This window comes from Streptomyces sp. NPDC042638 (assembly GCF_040647235.1).
Lineage (GTDB): Bacteria > Actinomycetota > Actinomycetes > Streptomycetales > Streptomycetaceae > Streptomyces > Streptomyces rameus.
On the sequence record NZ_JBEZBT010000055.1, the window covers coordinates 21,194 to 43,307 of the forward strand.

A 22,114-nucleotide genomic window follows, 5' to 3' on the forward strand; every position below is an offset into this window, starting at 1 on the left:
ATCCACCCGTCGAGATCGATGGGACGATGGCGTGTCGACAGTCCGTGCCGACTGTAACTCCGTCGCTGCACTGCGGGACCTCCGCCGACTGTCCCTCCAGCACGACAGGTGTAAACGTCCGCATGATGTGGCGTTCCCATAGGGGTTCGGAGACGGCCTCTACCAACGGCGACGCGGTAGGCCCAGCTGTCGGTAAGTGATGAGGAAGCAGGCGAGGTTCAGGAACGCTTCTGGATGTCGGCTCGTCGCTCCCGACGGATCCGGGCGCCGGAAGCCATTCAGCGGCCGACCCGGCCGCAGACCGGCGGGATCGCGTCGAGCAGCGCAACATCTGGGTCACACCGTTGTGGCAGTCGGTGAAACGACTCACGAGGGGAGAATCGGACGTCAGGGATGGACAGTCCCGGCAGCGAACCAGTCACGAGCGGTTGATTCTCCTCCTTCGGGCAGGTCGTTTAGGAAGACCACTGCCAGACCGCGCTTGGCTCGTGAGCAGCAGACATAGAACAGGTTTCGTGACCGTTCGGTGCGGTCGGGCTTGTCGGTGCCGGCGAGCATTTTGCCGATGTTGTACATCGTCCACGCGGAGTCGTCGACCACCACGACAACGTTCCCGAACTCATCTCCCTTCACACCGTGCTGAGTGGAGAAGGGGGTGAGTTCCTCGATGAACTGGGTGACGTTGATGACCTCACGATAGGGAATGCCGCGTAGGTTGTTGGAAAAGTCGGCCTTTTGCTGTTGGCGCTCGTCCAGGCCGGTCGCAGTTCTGCGGCGTTCGAGATCCCGCACCCTTCCTGGAACGGCCAGAAGGTGACCGTCGGCCATGAGATCCAGTACGTCACCGATGGTCCCAGCCGTGCGTACGGTGTCGAGTTTGCGGATGGCCTCGCTGATGGTCCGCTTGTCAGCATGCTTGGCGATGCGCCGCCTACCTTGGTTCAGCAGGCTGGTCAGCTCCACGAAGTCCCTGGTGTGGTAGGCCCTGCACAGCGCCTCGATCCTTGTGAGGTATTGGATGTACGGCTCGTTGCGCGCCATGAGGTCATCGGGGCCGTGGCTGCCAAGCTGCCGGTACTGCTCCAGCAAGCTGGCGTACTCCAGCGTGCCGGCGATGCCGCGGTGGGTGAGCAGGAGGTACTTGGTGTTCTCGCGTGACCAGCCTCTGCTTGCGAGAGTCGCTTCTGCGGCAGCAAGCCGGGGTGGGCCGGGAGGCGCGTGCGTGTTGAGGAACAGGTACACCTCGCCCTCTTGCTGTTCTCCGGAGGCCCGCTGGATGAGCTGGGGTCGCATTCTGTTGAGAACGTCGATAACGGGGCGCGAACACCGGTAGTTCTCGTGTTTGGTGATCGGCGTAAGTTTTGCATGCTGAACCGCGCCGACGCCGGACCGGTAGATCTTCTGCATCGAGTCGCCGAAGAGACCGATCACACAGGGGACCTGACCTGCGCCTGCCAGGTGGTCCAGCAACAGCTCAATCGTCTTGGGTGAGGTGTCCTGGTACTCGTCGACGAAGATGACGGGATACTTGCTGGTGATGATGCGTATGAGCTTTGGATGGGCTGCGATGAGGCGGAGGGACAGTGCAATGACATCGTCGTGGGAGATGCGCCCCTCGCTCAGTCTCCGCCCCCGGTCCGAGTACTCGATGACTGGGGGAGTGGTTACCTCGTCGAGGTCTTCGGGCTTGGACAGTCCCTTGTTGTAGTCGAGGACCTGCTGCCAGAGCTCACGCGGATAGGCCTGGATAACGCTCCAGAGGAATTCGTGGATGGTGCCGACAGCGACAAGCGGGTCCGCCGAAATGCGTTCGAGAATCTTCTTTTTGGCCACGTTCGTGTACGTGATGCAGGCGATTCGCCGGCCGCTTGCCTCAAGCTCTGTGCGCCGGTGGCTGAGGAGGTGCTGCAAGGCGCGGACGAGAGTCGTCGTCTTGCCGGCGCCTGCTCCGGCTTCCAAGAGGAAGCTGCGCCGGGCCTCCAGCTCTTCAATAACGGCTGTGAGGGTGTCTAGGCGAGCCACTGAAGTCCTTCGGCGATGTAGCGGGGGACCGACCAGCCTTCAAGGAGCATGACGTCGAACGCGAAGTCGGTCTTGTGCTTCGAGAGCCGTTTGGCGATGGCGAACGCGCCGGCCTCGATCTCCGCCGTCGTGGGGTCGGCCCCGACCTCCTGCAGGAAGGCTCTCTTCAGCGCCAGATGTCTGAGGTCTCGGGCGAGGATCTCCGCGTTGGCGATGATGAAGGCATCCTCGAAGCTTCGGGCGCAGATGCCTCCGTCTTCTTCAGGGACCTGGTAGGCCACGCGCACGTGGCCGTGCTCCTTGGCAGCAGGGTCTGCGGCAAGGAGTTTGGAGATGCTGGATTCCCTTGGAAGCCACTTCTTGAGCGTCGAGTTCGAGGTGACCGCCTGATCGGTGCCCGGCGGGCAGGCCTTCTGATCTCTTGGACGGATGGAGTCGATGTCGGTGATGACGAGGGTCTTCACGTTGAGGAACTCCAGCAGTTCCCTGAAGCGGACGGCGTAGGCGTCACCGACCTCGATGACAGACACGTACTGGTGCAGGAGCCCTTCGGCGCACTTGCGGACCATCTCGGGCAGCAGCAGCCGTTCCGCGGTGCCCTCGATCAGGATCACCTTGTCGGCGAAGAACATGTCACACCGGTGCAGCACCATGTACTGATGCAGAAACCGTAGGGTCTCGTCTCCGTGCGGGGTCGCCTTGACCTTGGCCTGGAACGTGGAGAGGTCCTTGACCTTGCCATCGGGTTCGGAACGGTCGAAGTACCGCACCGTGTGGAAGCCGCCGCTTGCGACGATGTGAGAGGAGTGCGTGGTGACGACGACCTGCACCGTCCATGGGGCTTTGCGCTTGATGAAGTCCTGGATGTTTTTGATGAAGACCTCCTGCATCTGGGGGTGCAGGTGGGCCTCCGGCTCCTCGATGAACAGCACCTGCAGCGCCGGCTTCGGGGCGGCGCGCTCATAGGCCTGGTGAAAGCTGATCATCTGTAGGATCGTGAAGATCAGCTTGCTGTAGCCCAGCCCGTTGTGGCCTTCGGGAAGGTGGAAGCCGCCGTCTCCGGACGGATACTGGAGCCGCGTACTGCCCCGCAGAATGCCTGAGCCCTCCATGAGGGACACGATGCGGGGCTTTTCAACGGGCGTGATGGTTCCCACCCCGAAGCTCCGCAGGTCCTCGAAAACGGGGTCGAAAAGCGACTCGTAGCTGCTGTCGAGCGCCAGCGACGCGGCAGTCAGGGCGTCCTCGATCTGCTCGACGCTCTGGTGACGGCCGTCCGGGCCGCTCTTGACCTTGTAGTAGGTCTCGAACGTTTTGGACAGCGTGCGGGCCTTGTCTCCCGGGGTGTCGTCGACCTTTGTCTGCGCGTAGACGAACTTGACCGAGATGATCGCCTGTGCGGCGCTGCGCTTGATCTCCTTCGTCACCTTCTCGTCCACCGGGCTGACCGCGCGATAGACGGGGGAGAAGTAGTCTGCGAAGTTCTTGCGCAGCCACTTGAGGGGGTCGAAGTTCTGCCTCTGACTCGCTGTCCAGAAGTCCTTGAGGAACTCCTGCGGCCTCGCCGCCTCGAGGACCGCTTCGATCTTGACCGTGAAGCAGGAGTCGTCGAGGTCCAGGATCACGTCCGCCAGAGGAGCGAGGTCATCGTCCTCGCCGTACTCGATCGTGAGCTCCAACCGGATGGCTGGGACGAGGTCGTACGCCTTGGTCAGCAGGCCCTCGCTCGTCTCCTGGTCGCCCGCAGCTGCGTGTCCCTGCGCCTCGGCGAAGATCTGCAGTGCCTGCTCGATGTCGGGGATGCGGCAGGTGGAGAAATCCTCCAGCACGAACCGTGTGTCGTCCTCGCCGAAGAACTTCTCGAAGAGGTTGACGAACGACGTCTTGCCGCTGTTGTTGCGTCCCACGATGAGAGTGGTCTTCGGATCAATCCGTACCTCTGCCTTGTCCAGGGCACGGAAGTTGATCACTTTGGCGTAGGTCAGCTGCATCGCACTCCCGACAATCGTTCCCAACCCCTGCTCCCGTGGCGGCATATGCCTGCAGCTTCGAAGAGCCAAAGCAGTATCCGACGCGGACGGGGTCAGAGTTCCCTTTTGGCTCAAAGTGGTTGGCGATGCGTCAGATTGCGTCTGGTTCGATCCGTTCCGATCGACGTGCTCAACTGCACCCGTGTCACCGCGGTGACTCTTGTGTCAGCGGTGGTGTTCGGAAGCATTGGCCGGATCCACGGCAGGTGGTCGAGCCCGAGCTCACGCACCGATCGCGCAGACACGGCCATCCCGCGCTGCAAGCAGGTCCGCTCGGCCAACAGGTCACAGATCTCTTCAAAGGGTGAGGCGGAGCAGCAAGGCAGCGGAGTGTGGCAGCCGCCGGATTGCCTCAGCCCTCCGAAGCCACATCCTTTTCGGATTGGTCGGTAACCCGCTGACGCAGACCGCACCCAGGTAGCAGTTGCCAGTACAGATCTCCTGAGCCGGGTGCAACTCGCCAGGAGGCGAAGGATGTCGCCAACTGGTCGAGCACAGGGAACAGAACCGCAGGAACAAGTCCGCACTCACGTGCGATCAAGTCCACTTCAACGCACCCTCGACCGGCAGAGTCTGTGTGCGCCGCAAGGCAGAGGGCGGTCAGCCGCAAGGATGGGTCGCTGGCGCCCGCACGGCCGCCCCGCGCCATGCGTAGGGCCCAGTCAGCAGCACTCTGACGATCCGGGCGTGCGGGACACTGAGCAAACAACACCTCATCGAGGATCTGGGCGACCACCGCGCCGTCGGCAGCCCCAGGGGCAGTCGGCGTTCTGCAGAGCCATCGTGCCTGCTCCAACTCACTCCATGGGAGCGGGTCACGGCCGATACGAAGACTGCGCAGCACCCCAGCCGGCAACCGGACCTTCCCTTCCGAGTCCATGCGCAGTGCGCACTGCACTGCGAGCAGTCGGGCCGCAGCCGCAGTGCGGTTCGGCAGAGTTGCGGCCAGGTAGCTGAGCATCTCCCGCACTCGAATCTGGTCACCCGGCCCCTTGGGCCGTCGTTTGCGACGCCGCGAGGCGCAGCCCGACGACGTCATGACCACACGCAGGAAAACTTCCGGAACCACGGCGGCCTGCTCCGTCACCGACGCGCAGGCCGTACATGCATCGGCAAGTCGCCAGAGCCGTCCGCCGCGTTCGCGGGCGAGAAGCAAACGGACAGGGCCGGCGCAACCGCGGTGACGGGGGTGCCAGCGGCAGCCTCGCTCATGGCACTGGCAGGTCCGCATGTACGGCGGCAGCACATCGCGCCTGGCATGTCCCGCCAGATGCTCGAGCGCCGCTGAGCGGCCGGACACGGCAGTGAGCAGCACGCCCTGATAATCACACTGCTGACACACGAGCTGCGGTCCGCTGGAACCGGGCCGCAGTTCCACGGTCCAGGCACGCCGCGCTGCTGGGCGTGTTGTGCGGAGCCTCATAGGGCGCGCTCCTCCCGATTCAGTCCCGCGCTGCCGCCCACTCCTGAGGGAGTGACGGCCGCACACGGTAGTGCAGACCTCTGCCCTCTCGCCCGCGCCGCCGCCAGGTGAAATAGGGCAGAGGTCTGCACTGACAGGGCAGGGGTCTGCCCCGTCGGATGGTCAGGTGACGATCTTCCCGCCCGATCCGGACTTCGAGGCCCTGCGCCTGGAGCTCGCGCGCCTCCGGGCGGCCCGCGGATGGAGCTATGACGAGCTTGCCGCCCGCAGTGGCCTCGCCCGGCGGACTCTCATCGAGATCGAGCAGGGTCGCACCATCGGAACTCTGAAAACCTGGCACGCCCTCGCACACGCCCTGGGCACCCCACTCGACGAGCTCTTCGCCGCTTTGTGTAATGGGCACCAGCCTCCGGGGAACGCCGACGGATGATGGCCTCCGAAGAGGCAATCACCAACCGCCCGGATTGGTGACTCGACACGAACGCGCGATCGTGTGCTCGAACGTCAGTATCACTGGATGCGGTAGTCCGGGGGACACGAGCGGCGTGACTCCGATTGGACCGCGTGTTGCCTGGCAGCTTCGCCTGCATGCGCTCCACACCCCCTCCTTCACGTCGTTGGGACGGCAGCCTCCTCCGTGTCAGTGCGAGACGTTCCCTACGCGTAAGCAACGACAGCGCAAGCCGTCTGCTGCGATGCGGTCAGGGTGACCACTGCCGGGATTGCGGTAATCGAATCGAGTGGTACCACCGCCCCAATGAGCGGCCCGTCCGCCTGCATCCTCACGAGCTGCCTGTCGAGAAGGTGCCGCCAACATGCCATTGGCATGTCAGCGGCGGCATCGCACATCCAGCGGGCGATGGCAGCGGATGGTGTCGCCTGCCGCACGCCGTGGTGTGTCCGGCCCGCGACTCCCTTCCGGCCGCACCGGAACTGGCAGGACTGCGCCGCGCTCTGGCGGTCCGCACGCGCCGCCTGATCGACAGCGGCAGATTCGTTCCCCCTCCCGTCCTGCCGAACACCGAAGCCTCACCGAGCCCTACCTGCCGTCCGGCCCGTCCCGTCGTGCAAATTCTGTATCTCCACTACCTCGCCAGTCATCCGGTGGATCAGATCCAGTGCGTCGCCCAGACCCGCCGACGCCGCCGCTGCACGAGCCCAGTGCTCAGGCCTGAGACCCGAGCAGGCGTCTGGACTCTCGTGCCCGCCACCAGGTCGCGTGGCCAACTCCCCTTGCCTGGCGAGGATATGGTCGTCTACTCGCTCGTCGGCCTGCCCTATGCCGAACAGCTGCGCTGGCGGGCTCAACGCTGCCCCGAGCACGCCGCCATCCCGGCAGCCGCCGATGTGGCGTTGGCCGAGTGGGAGTCCTTTGACCCGCTCATCCACCACGAGCACATCCACACCCGGCTCCCGACGCTCGCCCGACGTCAGGGGCATGCCGGTTATGGCAGGAAGGCGCCCCAACCGTGACCGCCCACCGCGCGATTGAAGACCTCCTGCTGTGCGCGAGTCCTCTGCTCAGCCGCCACAGCCGCCCGCGAACCGGTAAGTCATCCTCCGCATCTTTCTGAGGAGCCCTTGTGCCTACCCCGACCGACGAACAGGTCCAAGCCGCCGACACCTTCCGAGCAGGAGACCACCTCGTCCTGCAAGCGGGAGCCGGTACCGGCAAGACGACAACTCTCGCGATGCTCGCCGCTGGCAACAAACGTCGCGGTCGTTACCTCGCCTTCAACAAGGACATCGCTCATGATGCCGCCACACGCTTCCCCCGAACGGTGATGTGTAAGACGGCCCACGCGACCGCGTACGCGGCACTCGGGCACCGCTATGCCAGTCGACTCCACGGCCCGCGCCAACCGGCTTGGAAGACTGGGCAGGCCCTCGGCATCACCCGACCCATCCGCATCGGCGATCACGACATCAGCCACAAGACGCTCTCCCACACGGTGCTACGTGCCGTGACGCGCTTCTGCTACTCCGCCGACCGAGCTCTGGCCCGCCACCACGTGCCGCGTCTTCGTCGACTGGTGGCACCCGCCGAACACGCCGAGCTAAGTGACGTCGTCCTGCCGTTCGCGGCCAAGGCCTGGGCTGACCTACAGGACCCCGACCAAGGCGCTGTCCGCTTCGAACACGACCACTACCTGAAGATGTGGGCCCTGACCCAGCCCAAGATCGAGGCGGACTTCCTCTTCCTCGACGAGGCCCAGGACACCAACCCGGTGCTGGAACAGGTCTTCAACTCCCAGCGCGGCCATGCCCAGCTCGTTATGGTCGGCGACTCAGCCCAGGCCATCTACGGCTGGCGCGGCGCGCGCGACGTGATGACCGACTTCGACGCCACAGCGCTCACGCTCACCCGCTCCTTCCGCTTCGGCCCACGTCTTGCCGAACATGCCAACCACTGGCTCGAACTTGCCGAGGCACCCATCCGTCTCACCGGCAGTGACTCGATCCCCACCGAGGTCGGCGACGTCACACACCCGGACGCGGTGCTGTGCCGCACCAACATCGGCGCCATGGCCGAGATCATGCGCCTCCTCTCCGCAGGCCGCCGGGTCGCCCTGGCCCGCGGCGGCCACACGCTGGCCGCACTCGCGCTGGCGGCTCGCGACCTCAAGGAAGGCCGCCGTACCAACCATCCGGAGCTCGTCCTCTTCGCCTCTTGGGGGGAGGTGCAGGACTACGCGGCATATGATCCTGCCGGCGGAGACCTCCAGCCCTTCGTCGACCTCGTCGACACGCATGGTCCGGACGCCATTCTCACAGCTGTCGATGAGCTCACTGACGAGGACCAGGCCGACGTCATTGTGTCCACTGCCCATAAAGCCAAGGGCCGTGAATGGCTGACTGTCCGCATTGGTGAGGACTTTCCGCCCCCTAAGGACACCGACCAACAGGACGCAGAGGGCCGCCCAATCCCGGAACCCGTCAAGGACACTGACGCCCGCCTCGCATACGTGGCCGTAACACGTGCGCGCCACCGACTCGATCTAGGGGGATTGTCTTGGGCCGTTGCTCCATCTGCGGCTTCGAGCATTTAACGATCGCGAACCGCGAGATACTGAAGCGCCGTCCCGTAATCATCTTCGGCTCCGGCACTCGCATGTGACGATGCCAATAAGGGTGCTCCGGGATATTAAGTGGTTCCTGTAACTCCCGATCATGGAGGGTGCACCGATGGGACGTGCGAAATTGTGGATGACCAGTTGATCGACGAGCTGGTGGCGAAGCTCTTCTCGCCCTCGGTGTACTCGCGCTGCAGGAATTCGGGCGTCAGGATCCGGACACGGCGTTCATGGAAGCGTCAGCCGCCCAACGGCGACTGTGAGTCGGTGGCGTCCGTGAACGCGGTTTCCCAAGTGGAACGGTAGGCGGCGCTCATCTTCCGTAGGTCGGACGGCCCCAGGGGCCCGACGAGCCCAGACAATGCCAGGAAAGCCCGATTAGCGTGTGCGGGTTGGGTGCAGCGCAGGGTTCGAGGTCTGCTGTCTGGCCGAAGACCGTGTGCTTGGACCTGATCCCTTTTGTGGGAGGGCAGCATTGCATCCCCTCTTCCTTCAGCGATCTTGTCTGTGCAGACGGGCGGCTTGGATTGCAGGGGCGGTCAGTGAGTAGTAGATGCGGCATCGCCCGCCGTGCGGACGTTCCTTGCGGGGCTCCTCGCGAGCGGTGAGCCAGCCAGCTTCTGCGAAGCGCTTGAGTTGACGCTGGATGGTGGCGACGTGCATGCCGGTGAGAGCGTGGATCTGCGCTGCGTAGGTCTCTCGGCCAGCATGTTCGAAGAGGTGTTCCAGCAAAGGGAGTATGGGCGGTGGAACGTGGAGGTGGGCAGGGATTGGTAGGCGGGAATCCAGGGCGGTCAAACGTGCATCCGCGCCGTCGGCCACCGCAGCGGCGGCTTCGAGTTCCTCGCGCCCGGGCATTGGTTCGAGTTTCGGCCCGAGGGCTTCACGCATGAGCATCTCAACCTGTGGATCGTTCAGATCCCGCAGCAGTGAAGCGCCGCGGTTGGTTGGCCGTTGTGCTGCATGGCGAACGGAGCGGTGGAAAAGTTCAGCGTTGAGATCTGATTCCAGGCGGTTGAACTGCCCGGTGAGTCTGCTGGGCCTGACCTCGAGATAGCTGGCAGCGGTCGTGAGCGTGGGAAAGGCCATGAGGATCTGGAAGCGGCGAAGGCGGAGCCACCCGTATAGGTTTCCTTCCGTTGCCTGCCGGATGTCGGCTGGCACGGAATCGCCGAGTTTCCTGCTCATGGCAGGCCAACTGTGAACACCGAAGAGGCGGCGCGGGATTCCGAGGTGTTCGAGCCTCCGGCGGACGACGTTGCCGTCCGTTCCTGCTTCTCGGCCGATGTCTTCGGTCGAGCGAGCCTGGTTGACGTACTGATCTTGCAGCCATTCATCATCGAAGATGTGTGGACGGTTACCGCGATAGACGGGGATGCCGAGTTCTCTGGCTCGCTGGACCACATATTTGCGGGGCAGTGAATGATCATCGGCGATCTGGCGAAGCGGCTTGCCTCCCTTTTGGTATTCCTGTTGGAGGAATTCACGGGTGAGGGTCTTGCTTCCATGCTCGCGCAGTCGCCAGGCGGCGAACTCGGTGAGCGGGATGGGCGTCGTGCTGAATAGCCGATCCCACGCCTCTCCGAGAACGCTGTCTAGAGCCGGAAGGTCCGAGTTTTCCATCACCTGCGTCAGCCGGGTGAGGCGCTCTTCCGTATGCATGAATACGAAGTCGGGGTTCGTGTTTCTGTCGATCGCGACACGGTCGAGTTCGAGCTGGGCCTGGACGAGGGGGTGCCCTTGCTTGAGGCCCAGGGCCGGGACGGCACTCAGATCGGCTCCGCAGACGCTCCGCCGGCCGGTGGGGCGCATACAGTGCCCGGGTGGGTGGAGGTGCACTGGTCTGGGCAGGAACTCGCGTGGCTCCTTGCGGCAGCTCGGGCAGATGCTGTGCAGGAGCGCCTCGTGTTTAGCGCAGGCGAGGGACCAGGGCAGCCACCAGCGTGTGAGCCATCGTCCGTCCGACTCGCGCAAACACTGCGGGCAGAACCGCCAGCGAGGTGCGTAACGGCCGACAAGGCCGGCCGCGATGACGGTCTGACCCAGGTGTCCTGGGACCAGTCCTGTCTGGATCTCCAGCTGACGGAGCATCTCGGAGGACGGGGCGATGAGTAGGTGGTGGGTGCGCTCGTAGATGGGCAGGCCGAGAGCCTCCAGGAATGTCGACAGCGATGTCCAGGAGCGTCGGGCGAGGCTTTCCAGCCAACTGTCGATGCTTTCCCCGGGCAGCGGCAGGACGCGGATGGCCAGGGTGCGGAGTTCGTTCACGCGACCCGGTTCCCTGGCCGGCTGACCAGCCGGCCGGAGGCGAGGGCGTGCTGGAGTTCCTCGCGTGCCTGCTCGGACGCGGCGTCGTTCTTCACCTGGTCCAGCAGTTCCTTGTCCAGGCGTTCGGCGCCGGTGCGTACTGCTCTTTGGCAGCCTCGGTTGATCAGCGTCATAAGCGAGCCGATGTGTCCGGTGCTGCGGGCGAAGAGCTCGTCGGATAGATCGTCCGCGATCATTCCGGGGTATTTGTCCGCGAGAACGACGCGTTCCTCGATCCCGAGGAGGGTGTCGCGCCAGTCCTTCCGTCCCATCTCGGAGGAGATGGTGAACGGGTCCATGTTGAGCCGGGTAGTTCGGCGTCCGGTCTGCGCGAGGACTGCGTCCTCGTAACTTGACCCTTCGCTGAACAGGCCCCGCTTTTCCAGGCCGACGCCGATCATGAGCAAGGTGACCGGGAATTCGTTGGCAATGTATTTGAAGTGGTTGCTGACTTCGATCCCGTTCTTGTTCCGCCACTTCAGGAAGTGTAGGTCGTCAACGATCAAAAGTTTTGTTTCCGCCGACAGGATCGAATCGAGAGCTCGGTAGCCGAACTCGGCGGCGGTTCCGCGGAAACGGCCGGGGTGTGCGAAATATTCCAGAATGGCACGGTTGAAATCGCGCATACCGGTGTTGCTGGTCAAGCCGACACGGCAGACAGGCCAGCGTTCGTGACCCTCTTCGGTGTATTTCCCTTCTTCTTGGATGATGCGGCGGTGGACCTTTTTGGCGAAGGCGAGCACGGCTGTGGTCTTTCCCAGCCCGGGGAAGGCGTCGAGGGCGATGCCACCTTTCACCTTGTCGCTGTCCTGGTCGTTGCTGTCGAAGATGTCCCAGAGGTCTTCGTGCAGGGCTTTCATCTGCGGGGTCCGCAGCGGGCCGAGGTTCGCGTGCCATTTGCGGCGGTCGCGGTTGTATTCAGCGAGAGCCGCCTCACTCAGTTTCTTCAGCTGGCGGCGGGACAGATGCTCCGGACGCTTCCTGCGCGGGGCTTCGGCGAGGCGGCCGAAGCCTTCCTTGCGGGACAGCGTGAGGTGATCCAGCCGGGAGCGCAGATCGGCTTCCTCGGCCTGTGCGCGGGTCGGCCTACTCGTCGTCATCGATGTCCTTCAAGGCCGTGGCGTAGAAGTCGAGTTCCTGTTCCAGTTCCTCCAGGCCGTCGGCGTCGTCATCGCCCGCCTCTGGCTCCTGGTCCTGGACGGCCTCGATCACGGGAGGCGCCGGCTGCTCGGGAAGGGACAGCACGCGGGCGACCGAGGGCAGCGAACTAACGTCGTCGGCTGGCTGCTCGGGAAGTTCCAGGGCGACCTGTTCGCGGGAGAGTCGCAGCGCCATCCGCCGTTCGACCAGGGAAGTGCCCAGCCCCAGGTTCCAGCGCTTCAGCAGCAGGGCGATGGCGAGCCGGTCATCGGGGTAGGTGTACTCCTTCGCCGCCAGACGCCGGGCGAACTGCAGCGCTTCCTCGCTCAGCGGCATGGCCAGGCTGGGCGCGTGCTCCCATTTAAGGGTGTGCCAGACGCGTTCGTGGTCCCTGAAGTGGATCCGGGTGACGTCGTCGGGGTCTGCGAAGAACGGCAGCCGTCGTTTGTCCAGGTCGATGTCGGAGCCGGCCATGTCCCGCAGCCCGTCGAGGCAGTCGCCGTTGTAGCGGCGGCTGTTGATCTCGACGCCGTAGTGCTGGACGGTGCGCATCGTGACGTCGAGAAACTCGTAGGCCAGGTGCGGGTCGCGGGGCACCTCGATGTAACCCGCCCGCGCGAGCCCATGCTCGAACATTGCCGCAGGAGACAACTCCACCTTCGGCAGGTGCGGATCGAGGAGGCCCTCGTGTGGCCTGCGGTGATACGTCACTGCTGTCCACTCGCGGATGATCGCCTCCAGCTCGTGGTGGAAGAAGAAGGCGTCTTTTTCCGGGTTCAGGCCGCGCGAGTGGATGTCTGGTCCCTTGTAGCCGGGCAGCCGCTGCAGCAGATCTTCCCGAAGCGTGCGGAAAAACCGCTCCACCGGTCCCTTGTCCCGGCCCGTGCGCAGTCTCGCCGGCTGCACCGAGATGCCCATCCGGCGGCAGACGCTGGTCAAATGCGCCGACAGGTAGATCTTGCCGTGGTCGACGATCAACGTCTCCGGAGCCACCTTCGGGCCCCAGACTCCGGTGAGGGGTCCGTGGACGGCCTCGGCCTCCAGCAGCACCCCGCGCGGAATGCCGTGCTCGGGCCAGGCCGCTTCGCTCGGCCAGCTCTCAGGAACCGGCTGGGGGCGATAGGCCTGGTAGAGGACGGCTGCCGCGTCGATGGCCTTCGTCGACACGGGAGTCACCCGCAGACCGACGATGCAGCGGGTGTACCAGTCCATTGCGACGGTCAGCTCCGCCTGCATCCACCGCAGCGTCACCGGGTCGAGTGCGAACACGTCCAGTCGCGTGGTGTCCATCAGCACGTACTCGCCCGGACGCGTAGGCCGCAGCTTCCCGTAGACGCCCCGCGGGCGGTCGGCGATGTCTCGGTTTCGCTGGGTACTCAGCCGGAACGTCGGATGGCGCCGCTCCAGCTCCTGCATCCACCGGTAGGCCGTTGTCTGAGGCGGCACCGGTACCTTGACCAGCTTGAATTTGGTCTTGACGCGGGCCTCGACTTCTTCCAACACCACCTTCACCGAGGGCCGTGACTCCTCCTCGTACTCGTTCAGCACCTCCTCCGCGGCCTCGACCCAGCGCGGATCGGCATTGCTCAGCCCGCCGTCCGCCCCCGCCGTCCTCGGCACCAGGCCAGCCTCGCCGTGTTCGCGGAAGGCCTGTGCCCACCGGCGCGTCGACCGGGCGGACACCCCCAGTTCCGCCGCCTTGGCCTCATACCGAACCTTCAGCGGCAGACCAGGGGCATATTGAGGCCGTGGCTCGTCGGGCCGGGGAAGGTCCTCGCTGCCGGAGCGGTAACCCGTCAGCATCTCCCGGACATGCTCGGCCCGCTCCAAGACCGCCTTCTTCTCGTCCTTGGTCAGCCGGTTCAGCACGACGGCCGCGAGGTCTTCGTCGTCGGTGGAAGACGGGCCCGATGTGTCGTGGATCAGCTCGGCGCGATCGGAGGTCAGCAACTCACGCAGCGACATCCGGGCCAGTCGGTCACGGCCATCCTTGAGGACGACCTCCATGCCCGTGGCCAGGCTGGCGAACTCCACGACCTCGACCGTCTCGCCGTCCAGCCGGAAGTACGTCCCGACCCCCAGCTTCGTCCCCGCACCGCTCATGCGGCCCTCCGCAGCACGTGCCCCGCGCTCAGCGGCTGGTCCAGCGCGGTCGTCACATGCCCGGACCACAGCAGGTGCAGCACCGCCGACTTCACCAGCGGCCGGGGACACTCCGGTAGCAGCCGGAGGGCATCGCCCAAAGGCATCCCGTCCAGATCAGCGGCCCGCAAAGCGGCCACCAGGCCAGGGTCGAACAGCCAGGCGCGGCGATAGCCGGCCAGGAACCGAACGTTCTCCAACACGTGCGGATCCGGCTCGCTCCACACCTCGTACCGCCACCCGCGCGACGTGACCGCTTCACGCGTCCAGGCGAAGGTGCAGGCGACCTCCGGCTTCTCAAGCCGGTGCCGCGGTTTGACGTCCACAACCACCAGACCGTCGTCCGTCAGCAGCAGATAGTCCGGGATGTGCTTGAGGACCTTGCCATCGATATCGGCCTTGAGCAGGAACGGCTGGGCGACGATGTGCCGCACTTCCGGGGCGAAGTCGGCGAACATCAGCCGCCCCAGCTCCAGCCGCGACTCGTAGATCACGTGATCGCCCACGGTGGCCGACCAGTAGATGCCCGAGTAGTGCTGCTGCCCCTTGAACCAGCGGAACGTCCTCCACGGCCGGGCCTCCCGCAGCAGCCCGAGCGGCACCGACGACCACTCCAGGTCCTCTACCACGGCCCCGTCGCCACGCCGGACACTCAGCCGTACCGGCGCGGCCACCGTTGTACCCATCGGACCACCAACCCTCGGGATTTCCGAGGCGGCCCCACTGGCCGCCGCCGAACGCTGGGGTTCTGCCCCGGTCGGCAGTGGAGACGCCGACCGGGGAAGTCCTGTACACGAAGAGGGGAACTACTCGTCCACGGAGCGTGATTTCCATGTCCGTGGCCTATTGGCCACGCGGTGGCCATCGCTGATGGAAAGTGGCCACGGGATCTGGAAACCTACACGCGCTCAGCCGCCGTACGCCCCCGAGGCGGTCAGCCGCAGCGCGGTGTCGATCAGGGGGACGTGGCTGAACGCCTGCGGGAAGTTGCCCACCTGGCGCTTCAGACGCGGATCCCACTCCTCGGCGAGCAGGCCGAGGTCGTTGCGCAGCCCGAGGAGCTTCTCGAACAGCTTGCGGGCCTCGTCCACCCGGCCGATCATCGCCAGGTCGTCCGCCATCCAGAACGAGCAGGCCAGGAAGGCGCCCTCGTCGCCGGGCAGGCCGTCGACACCCTCGTCCTTGCCCTCCGTGGGGTAGCGCAGGATGAACCCGTCGGAGGTGGACAGCTCGCGCTGGATGGCCTCGATCGTGCCGATCACCCGCTTGTCGTCCGGCGGCAGGAACCCCATCTGCGGGATCAGCAGCAGCGAGGCGTCCAGCTCCTGGGAGCCGTAGGACTGGGTGAAGGTGTTGCGCTCCTTGTCGTAGCCCTTCTCGCACACGTCCCGGTGGATGTCGTCGCGCAGTTCCTTCCAGCGCTCCAGCGGGCCGTCCGCGTCACCGGACTCGATCAGCTTGATCGTGCGGTCCACCGCGACCCAGGCCATCACCTTGGAGTGCACGAAGTGCCGGCGCGGCCCGCGCACCTCCCAGATGCCCTCGTCCGGCTCCTGCCAGTGGTCCTCCAGGTAGCGGATCAGCTTCAGCTGGAGCAGGGAGGCGTAGTCGTTGCGCGCCAGGCCGGTCATGTGGCCCAGGTGCAGGGCCTCGGTGACCTCGCCGTACACGTCCAGCTGGAGCTGGTGCGCGGCGCCGTTGCCGACCCGGACCGGGGCGGAGTCCTCGTAGCCCGGCAGCCAGTCCAGTTCGGCCTCGCCCAGCTCGCGCTCGCCCGCGATGCCGTACATGATCTGCAGGTTCTCCGGGTCGCCGGCGACCGCCCGCAGCAGCCACTCGCGCCAGGCGCGGGCCTCCTCGCGGTAGCCCGTGCGCAGCAGCGAGGACAGGGTGATCGCCGCGTCCCGCAGCCAGGTGTAGCGGTAGTCCCAGTTGCGCACGCCCCCGATGTCCTCCGGCAGGGAGGTGGTGGGGGCGGCCACGATGCCGCCCGTGGGGGCGTACGTCAGCGCCTTGAGGGTGATCAGCGAACGGACCACCGCTTCGCGGTACGGCCCGTGGTACGTGCAGTGCTCGACCCACTCGCGCCAGAAGGTCTCCGTCGCCTCCAGCGAGGTCTCCGGCTCCGGCAGCGGCGGCGGCTGCTTGTGCGAGGGCTCCCACGAGATGGTGAAGGCGATCCGGTCACCCGGGGCGACCGTGAAGTCCGCGTACGTCGTCAGCGACTTCCCGTAGGTCTCGGCCTCCGTGTCGAACCACACCGAGTCCGGCCCCGCGACGGCCACCGTGCGGCCCTCGTGCCGGTGCACCCACGGCACCACCCGGCCGTAGGAGAACCGCATCCGCAGGGCCGAGCGCATCGGCACCCGGCCGGTGACGCCCTCCACGATCCGGATCAGCTGCGGGGCACCGTCACGCGGGGGCATGAAATCGGTCACGCGGACGGTGCCGCGCGGGGTGTCCCACTCCGACTCCAGGATCAGCGAGTCGCCGCGGTAGCTCCGCCGGGCGGCCGCGGGCGGCTCGGACTCGGCGGCGTGTGCCGGGCCGAGCCGCCAGAAGCCGTGCTCCTCGGTACCCAGCAGGCCGGCGAAGATGGCATGCGAGTCGAAGCGGGGCAGGCACAGCCAGTCGACTGTGCCGTCCCGGCAGACCAGCGCCGCGGTCTGCATGTCTCCGATGAGTGCGTAGTCTTCGATGCGCCCGGCCACGTGCAACTCCAGTCGAACGGCCACGTCACCCCCGCACAGGGGGGCTGTCGCTAGTGCGGTCAAGGGGTCGTTGTTGTGCGTCGTTGAGCGGTGAAGCAAAGCAGCCCGCCGAGCCCTGAGGCAAAACGACAGTCTTTGCTCAACGAACTGCCGCGCTCTCGTTGTTCCGGGTGATGGTGGCGGGGGTGGTGCCGTCGTTCCGGCCGGGCTCGGCAGCGAGTGTCCGAGCAGGATACGACGCACGTAGATGATGTGCGCGCCGCTGTGGGCAACCCGTGTGGGCCGAACGAGTGACCAGAGGGTGAAGAGTCTCGGCAGGGACCGGCGTGGTGTAACCGCCCTGTGCACGGCCGGGCGCGGAGCGTTGCCGGGAGCCATCCCGCCCAGGCGCTGATACCCTGGTAGCCCGTGGACCGGTGGAGAAAAACCCCCGAACCGCAGCGACGGCACCTCCGGGAACCTCCGGACCGGCAGCCGCACCGCATCACAGACAGCGACCACGGGAGCCCCCTCTTGGCCATGCCGCCGAAATCTACGACGACCAAGCACATCTTCGTCACCGGGGGTGTCGCCTCCTCGCTCGGCAAGGGTCTGACCGCCTCCAGCCTGGGCATGCTGCTCAAGGCCCGCGGCCTGCGTGTCGTGATGCAGAAGCTCGACCCGTACCTGAACGTCGACCCCGGCACGATGAACCCGTTCCAGCACGGTGAGGTGTTCGTCACCAACGACGGCGCGGAGACCGACCTGGACATCGGTCACTACGAGCGCTTCCTCGACCGCGACCTGGACGGCTCGGCCAACGTCACCACCGGCCAGGTGTACTCGACGGTGATCGCCAAGGAGCGCCGCGGCGAGTACCTGGGCGACACGGTCCAGGTCATCCCGCACATCACCAACGAGATCAAGCACCGTATCCGCCGCATGGCGACGGACGAGGTCGACGTCGTCATCACGGAGGTCGGCGGCACGGTCGGCGACATCGAGTCGCTGCCGTTCCTGGAGACCGTCCGCCAGGTCCGCCACGAGGTCGGCCGGGACAACGTCTTCGTGGTGCACATCTCGCTGCTGCCGTACATCGGCCCGTCCGGTGAGCTGAAGACCAAGCCCACCCAGCACTCGGTGGCCGCCCTGCGCAACATCGGTATCCAGCCGGACGCGATCGTGCTGCGCTGCGACCGCGAGGTCCCGACCGCGATCAAGCGGAAGATCTCCCTGATGTGCGACGTCGACGAGGCGGCCGTGGTGGCCTGCCCCGACGCCCGCTCCATCTACGACATCCCGAAGGTCGTGCACACCGAGGGCCTGGACGCCTACGTCGTGCGCAAGCTCGACCTGCCCTTCCGCGACGTGGACTGGACGACCTGGGACGACCTGCTGGACCGCGTCCACAACCCCGACCACGAGGTCACCCTCGCCCTGGTCGGCAAGTACATCGACCTGCCCGACGCCTACCTGTCGGTCACCGAGGCGCTGCGGGCCGGCGGGTTCGCCAACCGCGCCCGCGTGAAGATCAAGTGGGTCACCTCCGACGACTGCAAGACCCCGGCCGGCGCCAAGGCCCAGCTCGGCGACGTCGACGGCATCTGCATCCCCGGCGGCTTCGGCGACCGCGGTGTGCTCGGCAAGGTCGGCGCCATCCGCTACGCCCGCGAGAACCGGATCCCGCTGCTGGGCCTGTGCCTGGGCCTGCAGTGCATCGTGATCGAGGCCGCCCGCAACCTGGCCGACATCCCCGACGCCAACTCGACCGAGTTCGACCCGGCCACGGCCCACCCGGTGATCTCGACCATGGCCGAGCAGCTGGACATCGTCGCCGGCGACGGCGACATGGGCGGGACGATGCGCCTGGGCATGTACCCGGCCAAGCTCGCCGAGGGCTCCATCGTCCGTGAGGTCTACGACGGCAAGGAGTACGTCGAGGAGCGCCACCGGCACCGCTACGAGGTGAACAACGCCTACCGCGCGGAGCTGGAGAAGAAGGCCGGCATCGTCTTCTCCGGCACCTCGCCGGACGGCAAGCTCGTGGAGTACGTGGAGTACCCGCGTGACGTCCACCCATACCTCGTCGCCACGCAGGCGCACCCCGAGCTGCGCTCGCGCCCGACCAGGGCGAACCCGCTCTTCGCGGGCCTGGTGAAGGCCTCGGTCGAGCGGAAGATCGCGCAGTAACGGACCAGTTGTACGGTGGCCGGGGTGCATACCTTCAAAGGTGGGCACCCCGGTTTCTTTTGTCGCCGGTCTGTTGGGAAGAGCGTGTGGGAGGACAGGGCATGACGATCAAGGACACCCCCGAGGAATGGGAGATCCGGGCCACGGAAACCCCCTTCGTCGGCAACAAGACCTCCGTCCGGACGGACGACGTGGTCATGCCCGACGGCTCGGTGGTCCGCCGTGACTACCAGGTCCACCCCGGTTCCGTGGCCGTCCTCGCCCTGGACGAGGAGGACCGGGTCCTGCTGATCAACCAGTACCGCCACCCCGTGCGGCACAAGCTGTGGGAGATCCCGGCCGGACTGCTCGACGTGCCCGGCGAGAACCCCCTGCACGCCGCCCAGCGGGAGCTGTACGAGGAGGCGCACGTCAAGGCCGGGGACTGGCGGGTGCTGACCGACGTGTACACCAGCCCGGGCGGCTGCGACGAGGCCGTCCGGATCTTCCTCGCCAGGGAGCTGGCCGAGGCCGAGGGCGAGCGCTTCGAGGCGGAGCACGAGGAGACCGACATGGAGCACGCGCGCGTGCCGGTCGAGGAACTGGTGCGCCGCATCCTGGCCGGAGACCTGCACAACACCTGCCTGACCGTCGGGGTCCTCTCCCTGGTGGCGGCGCGGGGCGGGGACGGCCTGGACGCGCTGCGCCCCGCGGACGCGCCGTGGCCCGCGCGTCCCTTCTCGTCCTGACCCGGACCCGTCCGGCGTACTGGTGTGACGATCGCCTGATCCGATCGGGCGATCTGTCCGCCGCGCTCCTCCGGGATCGTCGCAGAGCGTGAACTAGGCTCATCAACGCCCGTACCGGAAGACACCGGCGGGCTTGCGCGTGCGGTGGGACGGGAGTGTGGCCCGTGACGGATCAGGCGGTGGACCCAGACGGCGTGGAGGTGTCCGCGCAGCCGGTCGCGATGGGCCGTTTCCTGGGCCGTACAAGGGAGTTGAAGGAGCTGCGCGCCGACATCGAGCGCGCGGGCCTGGACACCCTCTCCGGCCGCAAGGCGCCCCGCGCGCGCGTGCTCCTCATCGCGGGCCGCCCCGGCTCCGGCCGTACCCGGCTCGCCGAGGAACTCGTCCGGCGCGTCGCCGGCCGTTACCCCGACGGAGTGCTGCGGGCCCGGCTCAGCGAACCCGGCGGCCCCCCGGTGCCCGTGGAGCAGGTGGCCCGCGACCTGCTCGCCGCGCTGGACCTGCCCGCCCCCGCCGGAGCCGCCGAGGACGACCTCACCGCTGCCCTGCGGACGGCGCTGGCCGGCCGGCGGACGCTGCTCCTGCTGGACGACGCGGCCGGCGCCGAACAGGTCGACGCGCTGCTCCCGGACACCCCGGACTGCCTGGCCGTCGCGGTGTCCGGGGGCCCGCTCACCGGTATCGCGGACGTCCGCCCCTGCACACTGGGCGGGCTCGACACCAAGTCCGCGGTGGAGCTGCTCACCCGGCACACCGGCGCGGTCCGCGTCACCGTCGACCCGCGCTCCGCGGAGAGCCTGGTGGAGGCGTGCCAGGGCCATCCGACCGCGCTGGTGCTGGCCGGCGGGTGGCTCGCCGCCCGTCCCCAGGCCGCCGTCTCCGACCTCACCAAGAGGCTGCACGCGGAGTTCGCGGACGGGGCCGACGGCGCGGACGGCACCCCGCTGTCCCGCGTCTTCCGGCTCGTGTACGACCAGCTGCCCGGCCCGGCCGCCCGGATGCTGCGACTGCTCTCCCTCGCCCCGGCCGGACTGGCCGACCCGCACACCGCCTCGGCCCTGGCCGGCTGCTCGGTCGACGCCGCCCGCGCCACCCTGGACGACCTCGTCGCCCTGGGCCTGCTGCGAGCGGTGGACTCCCCGCTGCCCCAGTACGAGGTCCCCGGCTGTCTGCACCCGCTGCTGTGCGCGCTCGCCGAGAGCCAGGAGCGGCCCGCGGAACTCCAGCTGGCCCGGGCCCGGATGCTGGAGCGGACGGTGCGGCTGCTCCAGTCCTGCCGGGCGATCACCGAGACGGACAGCCCGCAGGCCCGGGAGAAGCTGAGCGGCATGCCCCGGGCGCTGCGCTTCCCCAACCCGCGGGCCGCCGCCGACTGGCTGCGCATCCGGCGGCCGGCCCTGCTGGCGTCCGTGCGCCTGGCGGTGGCCGACGGAGAGCTGGACACTCTCGCCCGCCGGCTGATGTCCCAGCTGGTCAGGGCCCTGGCCGCGCATGTCGGCACACAGGCGGCCGCACCGGACCTGTACGGCGTGCACCGGCTCGTGCTGGACGTGGCCGAGCGGCGCGGGCTCCCCCGGGAGAAGGCCGCGGCCCTGCTGAACCTGGGCGATCTGGACGCGCAGACCGGCCGCACCCGGGAGGCGTTGGCCCGCTACCGGGCCGCCCTGGACGCCGGACGCGAGGCGAACGACCCGTACGCGACCGGCCGCGCGATGGAATCCGTAGGCGGCGCCCACCAGGAGCTCGGGGACCACGACCGGGCCGCCGACTGGTTCGGCCGGGCCCTGGCCGAGCGGCTGGCCCGGGGAGAGATCCCGGAGGCCGCCCGGCTGTACGGCCGGATCGCCACCGCCCACACCTACGCCGGCCGCTACGGCGAGGCGCTCAGGAACTGGCGGGCCGCCCTCGCCGGCTACCGCAGGGTCGGCGATGTGGCCGCGAGCGCCCGGGCGTTGAGCGAGATCGCCCGGGTGCAGGAGTACGCGGGGCGGCCGGAGGAGTCGCTGCGCACCTGCCAGGAGGCCGTGGAGTGGGCGCGCCGGGCCGAGGACGCCCGGCTGCAGGCGGCACTCCAGCTGCGGCTCGCCGACACCCTGGACCGGCTCGGCGATCCGGCGTCGGCGCGTCTGCATCGCGCGTCGGCCGAGCGCATGCTGGGTGAGGAGACACCGAAGGGCGACGCGGAGCCGGAACAGGACGCTAACGCCTGCGAAATCCGTAGCACACCCAGCGAAGATTGATGCAATGAAAGGCTAGACAGCCGGAACACCTTCATTAGACTGGCTCTGCCGCGTCCCCCTGCGGCTTCTCCCGGTATGCCCCCGCATGTCTGGGTACGTCTTCAATGCACCCCCATACCCTCTGAGCC

At 67.0% G+C, this 22,114-nt stretch carries 13 protein-coding genes and 1 pseudogene; 7 read left to right on the plus strand and 7 right to left on the minus strand.

What is annotated here, in order from left to right; translation table 11 throughout:
- Positions 1 to 387: 387 nt before the first annotated feature.
- Together AB0B40_RS31490 and AB0B40_RS31495 are read right to left on the minus strand one after the other, a co-directional pair.
- Complete coding sequence (locus AB0B40_RS31490; protein WP_362266913.1) at positions 388 to 2,022, minus strand: ATP-dependent helicase; 1,635 nt, start codon at positions 2,020 to 2,022, stop codon at positions 388 to 390.
- Positions 2,010 to 4,013, minus strand: a complete 2,004-nt coding sequence (locus AB0B40_RS31495; protein ID WP_362266915.1) for an ATP-dependent endonuclease — start codon at positions 4,011 to 4,013, stop codon at positions 2,010 to 2,012. Before AB0B40_RS31495 ends, AB0B40_RS31490 begins: the two co-directional genes overlap by 13 nt.
- Before the next feature lie 1,628 nt (positions 4,014 to 5,641).
- On the opposite strand from AB0B40_RS31495, the gene AB0B40_RS31500 reads away from it, so the two are divergent.
- From AB0B40_RS31500 to AB0B40_RS31515, 4 genes and pseudogenes are all read left to right on the plus strand, one after another.
- Positions 5,642 to 5,905: a helix-turn-helix transcriptional regulator gene (locus AB0B40_RS31500; protein ID WP_362266917.1), complete on the plus strand. Its 264-nt coding sequence runs from the start codon at positions 5,642 to 5,644 to the stop codon at positions 5,903 to 5,905.
- Positions 5,906 to 6,063: 158 nt separating this feature from the next.
- Positions 6,064 to 6,447: pseudogene (locus AB0B40_RS31505) on the plus strand (DUF6083 domain-containing protein); the annotation flags it as partial.
- Positions 6,448 to 6,708: 261 nt separating this feature from the next.
- Complete coding sequence (locus AB0B40_RS31510; protein ID WP_362266946.1) at positions 6,709 to 6,948, plus strand: hypothetical protein; 240 nt, start codon at positions 6,709 to 6,711, stop codon at positions 6,946 to 6,948.
- Between the two features lie 110 nt (positions 6,949 to 7,058).
- Complete coding sequence (locus AB0B40_RS31515) at positions 7,059 to 8,525, plus strand: UvrD-helicase domain-containing protein (protein WP_362266919.1); 1,467 nt, start codon at positions 7,059 to 7,061, stop codon at positions 8,523 to 8,525.
- 516 nt (positions 8,526 to 9,041) lie between these two features.
- Here AB0B40_RS31515 and AB0B40_RS31520 read toward each other — a convergent pair.
- From AB0B40_RS31520 to AB0B40_RS31540, 5 genes are all read right to left on the minus strand, one after another.
- Positions 9,042 to 10,817 (minus strand): TniQ family protein, encoded by a 1,776-nt coding sequence (locus AB0B40_RS31520; protein ID WP_362266920.1) that lies wholly within the window; start codon positions 10,815 to 10,817, stop codon positions 9,042 to 9,044.
- Positions 10,814 to 11,956: a TniB family NTP-binding protein gene (locus AB0B40_RS31525; protein WP_362266922.1), complete on the minus strand. Its 1,143-nt coding sequence runs from the start codon at positions 11,954 to 11,956 to the stop codon at positions 10,814 to 10,816. The genes AB0B40_RS31520 and AB0B40_RS31525 overlap by 4 nt, the downstream gene beginning before the upstream one ends.
- A complete protein-coding gene (locus AB0B40_RS31530) occupies positions 11,943 to 14,030 on the minus strand; it encodes a transposase (protein WP_362266924.1) in 2,088 nt (695 codons plus the stop codon). Before AB0B40_RS31530 ends, AB0B40_RS31525 begins: the two co-directional genes overlap by 14 nt.
- Before the next feature lie 65 nt (positions 14,031 to 14,095).
- Positions 14,096 to 14,812 carry a TnsA-like heteromeric transposase endonuclease subunit gene (locus AB0B40_RS31535; protein ID WP_362266926.1) on the minus strand — a complete coding sequence of 239 codons (717 nt, stop codon included), beginning with the start codon at positions 14,810 to 14,812 and terminating at the stop codon, positions 14,096 to 14,098.
- 234 nt (positions 14,813 to 15,046) lie between these two features.
- Positions 15,047 to 16,849: a glycoside hydrolase family 15 protein gene (locus AB0B40_RS31540; protein ID WP_362266942.1), complete on the minus strand. Its 1,803-nt coding sequence runs from the start codon at positions 16,847 to 16,849 to the stop codon at positions 15,047 to 15,049.
- A gap of 519 nt (positions 16,850 to 17,368) precedes the next feature.
- On the opposite strand from AB0B40_RS31540, the gene AB0B40_RS31545 reads away from it, so the two are divergent.
- The 3 genes from AB0B40_RS31545 (at position 17,369) to AB0B40_RS31555 (ending at position 21,986) form a co-directional block, all read left to right on the plus strand.
- Positions 17,369 to 19,018 (plus strand): CTP synthase, encoded by a 1,650-nt coding sequence (locus tag AB0B40_RS31545; protein ID WP_345056058.1) that lies wholly within the window; start codon positions 17,369 to 17,371, stop codon positions 19,016 to 19,018.
- A gap of 101 nt (positions 19,019 to 19,119) precedes the next feature.
- Positions 19,120 to 19,746 carry an NUDIX hydrolase gene (locus AB0B40_RS31550; protein WP_345056056.1) on the plus strand — a complete coding sequence of 209 codons (627 nt, stop codon included), beginning with the start codon at positions 19,120 to 19,122 and terminating at the stop codon, positions 19,744 to 19,746.
- A gap of 164 nt (positions 19,747 to 19,910) precedes the next feature.
- The gene (locus AB0B40_RS31555; RefSeq protein ID WP_362266928.1) at positions 19,911 to 21,986 is read left to right on the plus strand and encodes a tetratricopeptide repeat protein; all 2,076 of its coding nucleotides are present in this window, start codon (positions 19,911 to 19,913) and stop codon (positions 21,984 to 21,986) included.
- Positions 21,987 to 22,114 lie beyond the last annotated feature (128 nt).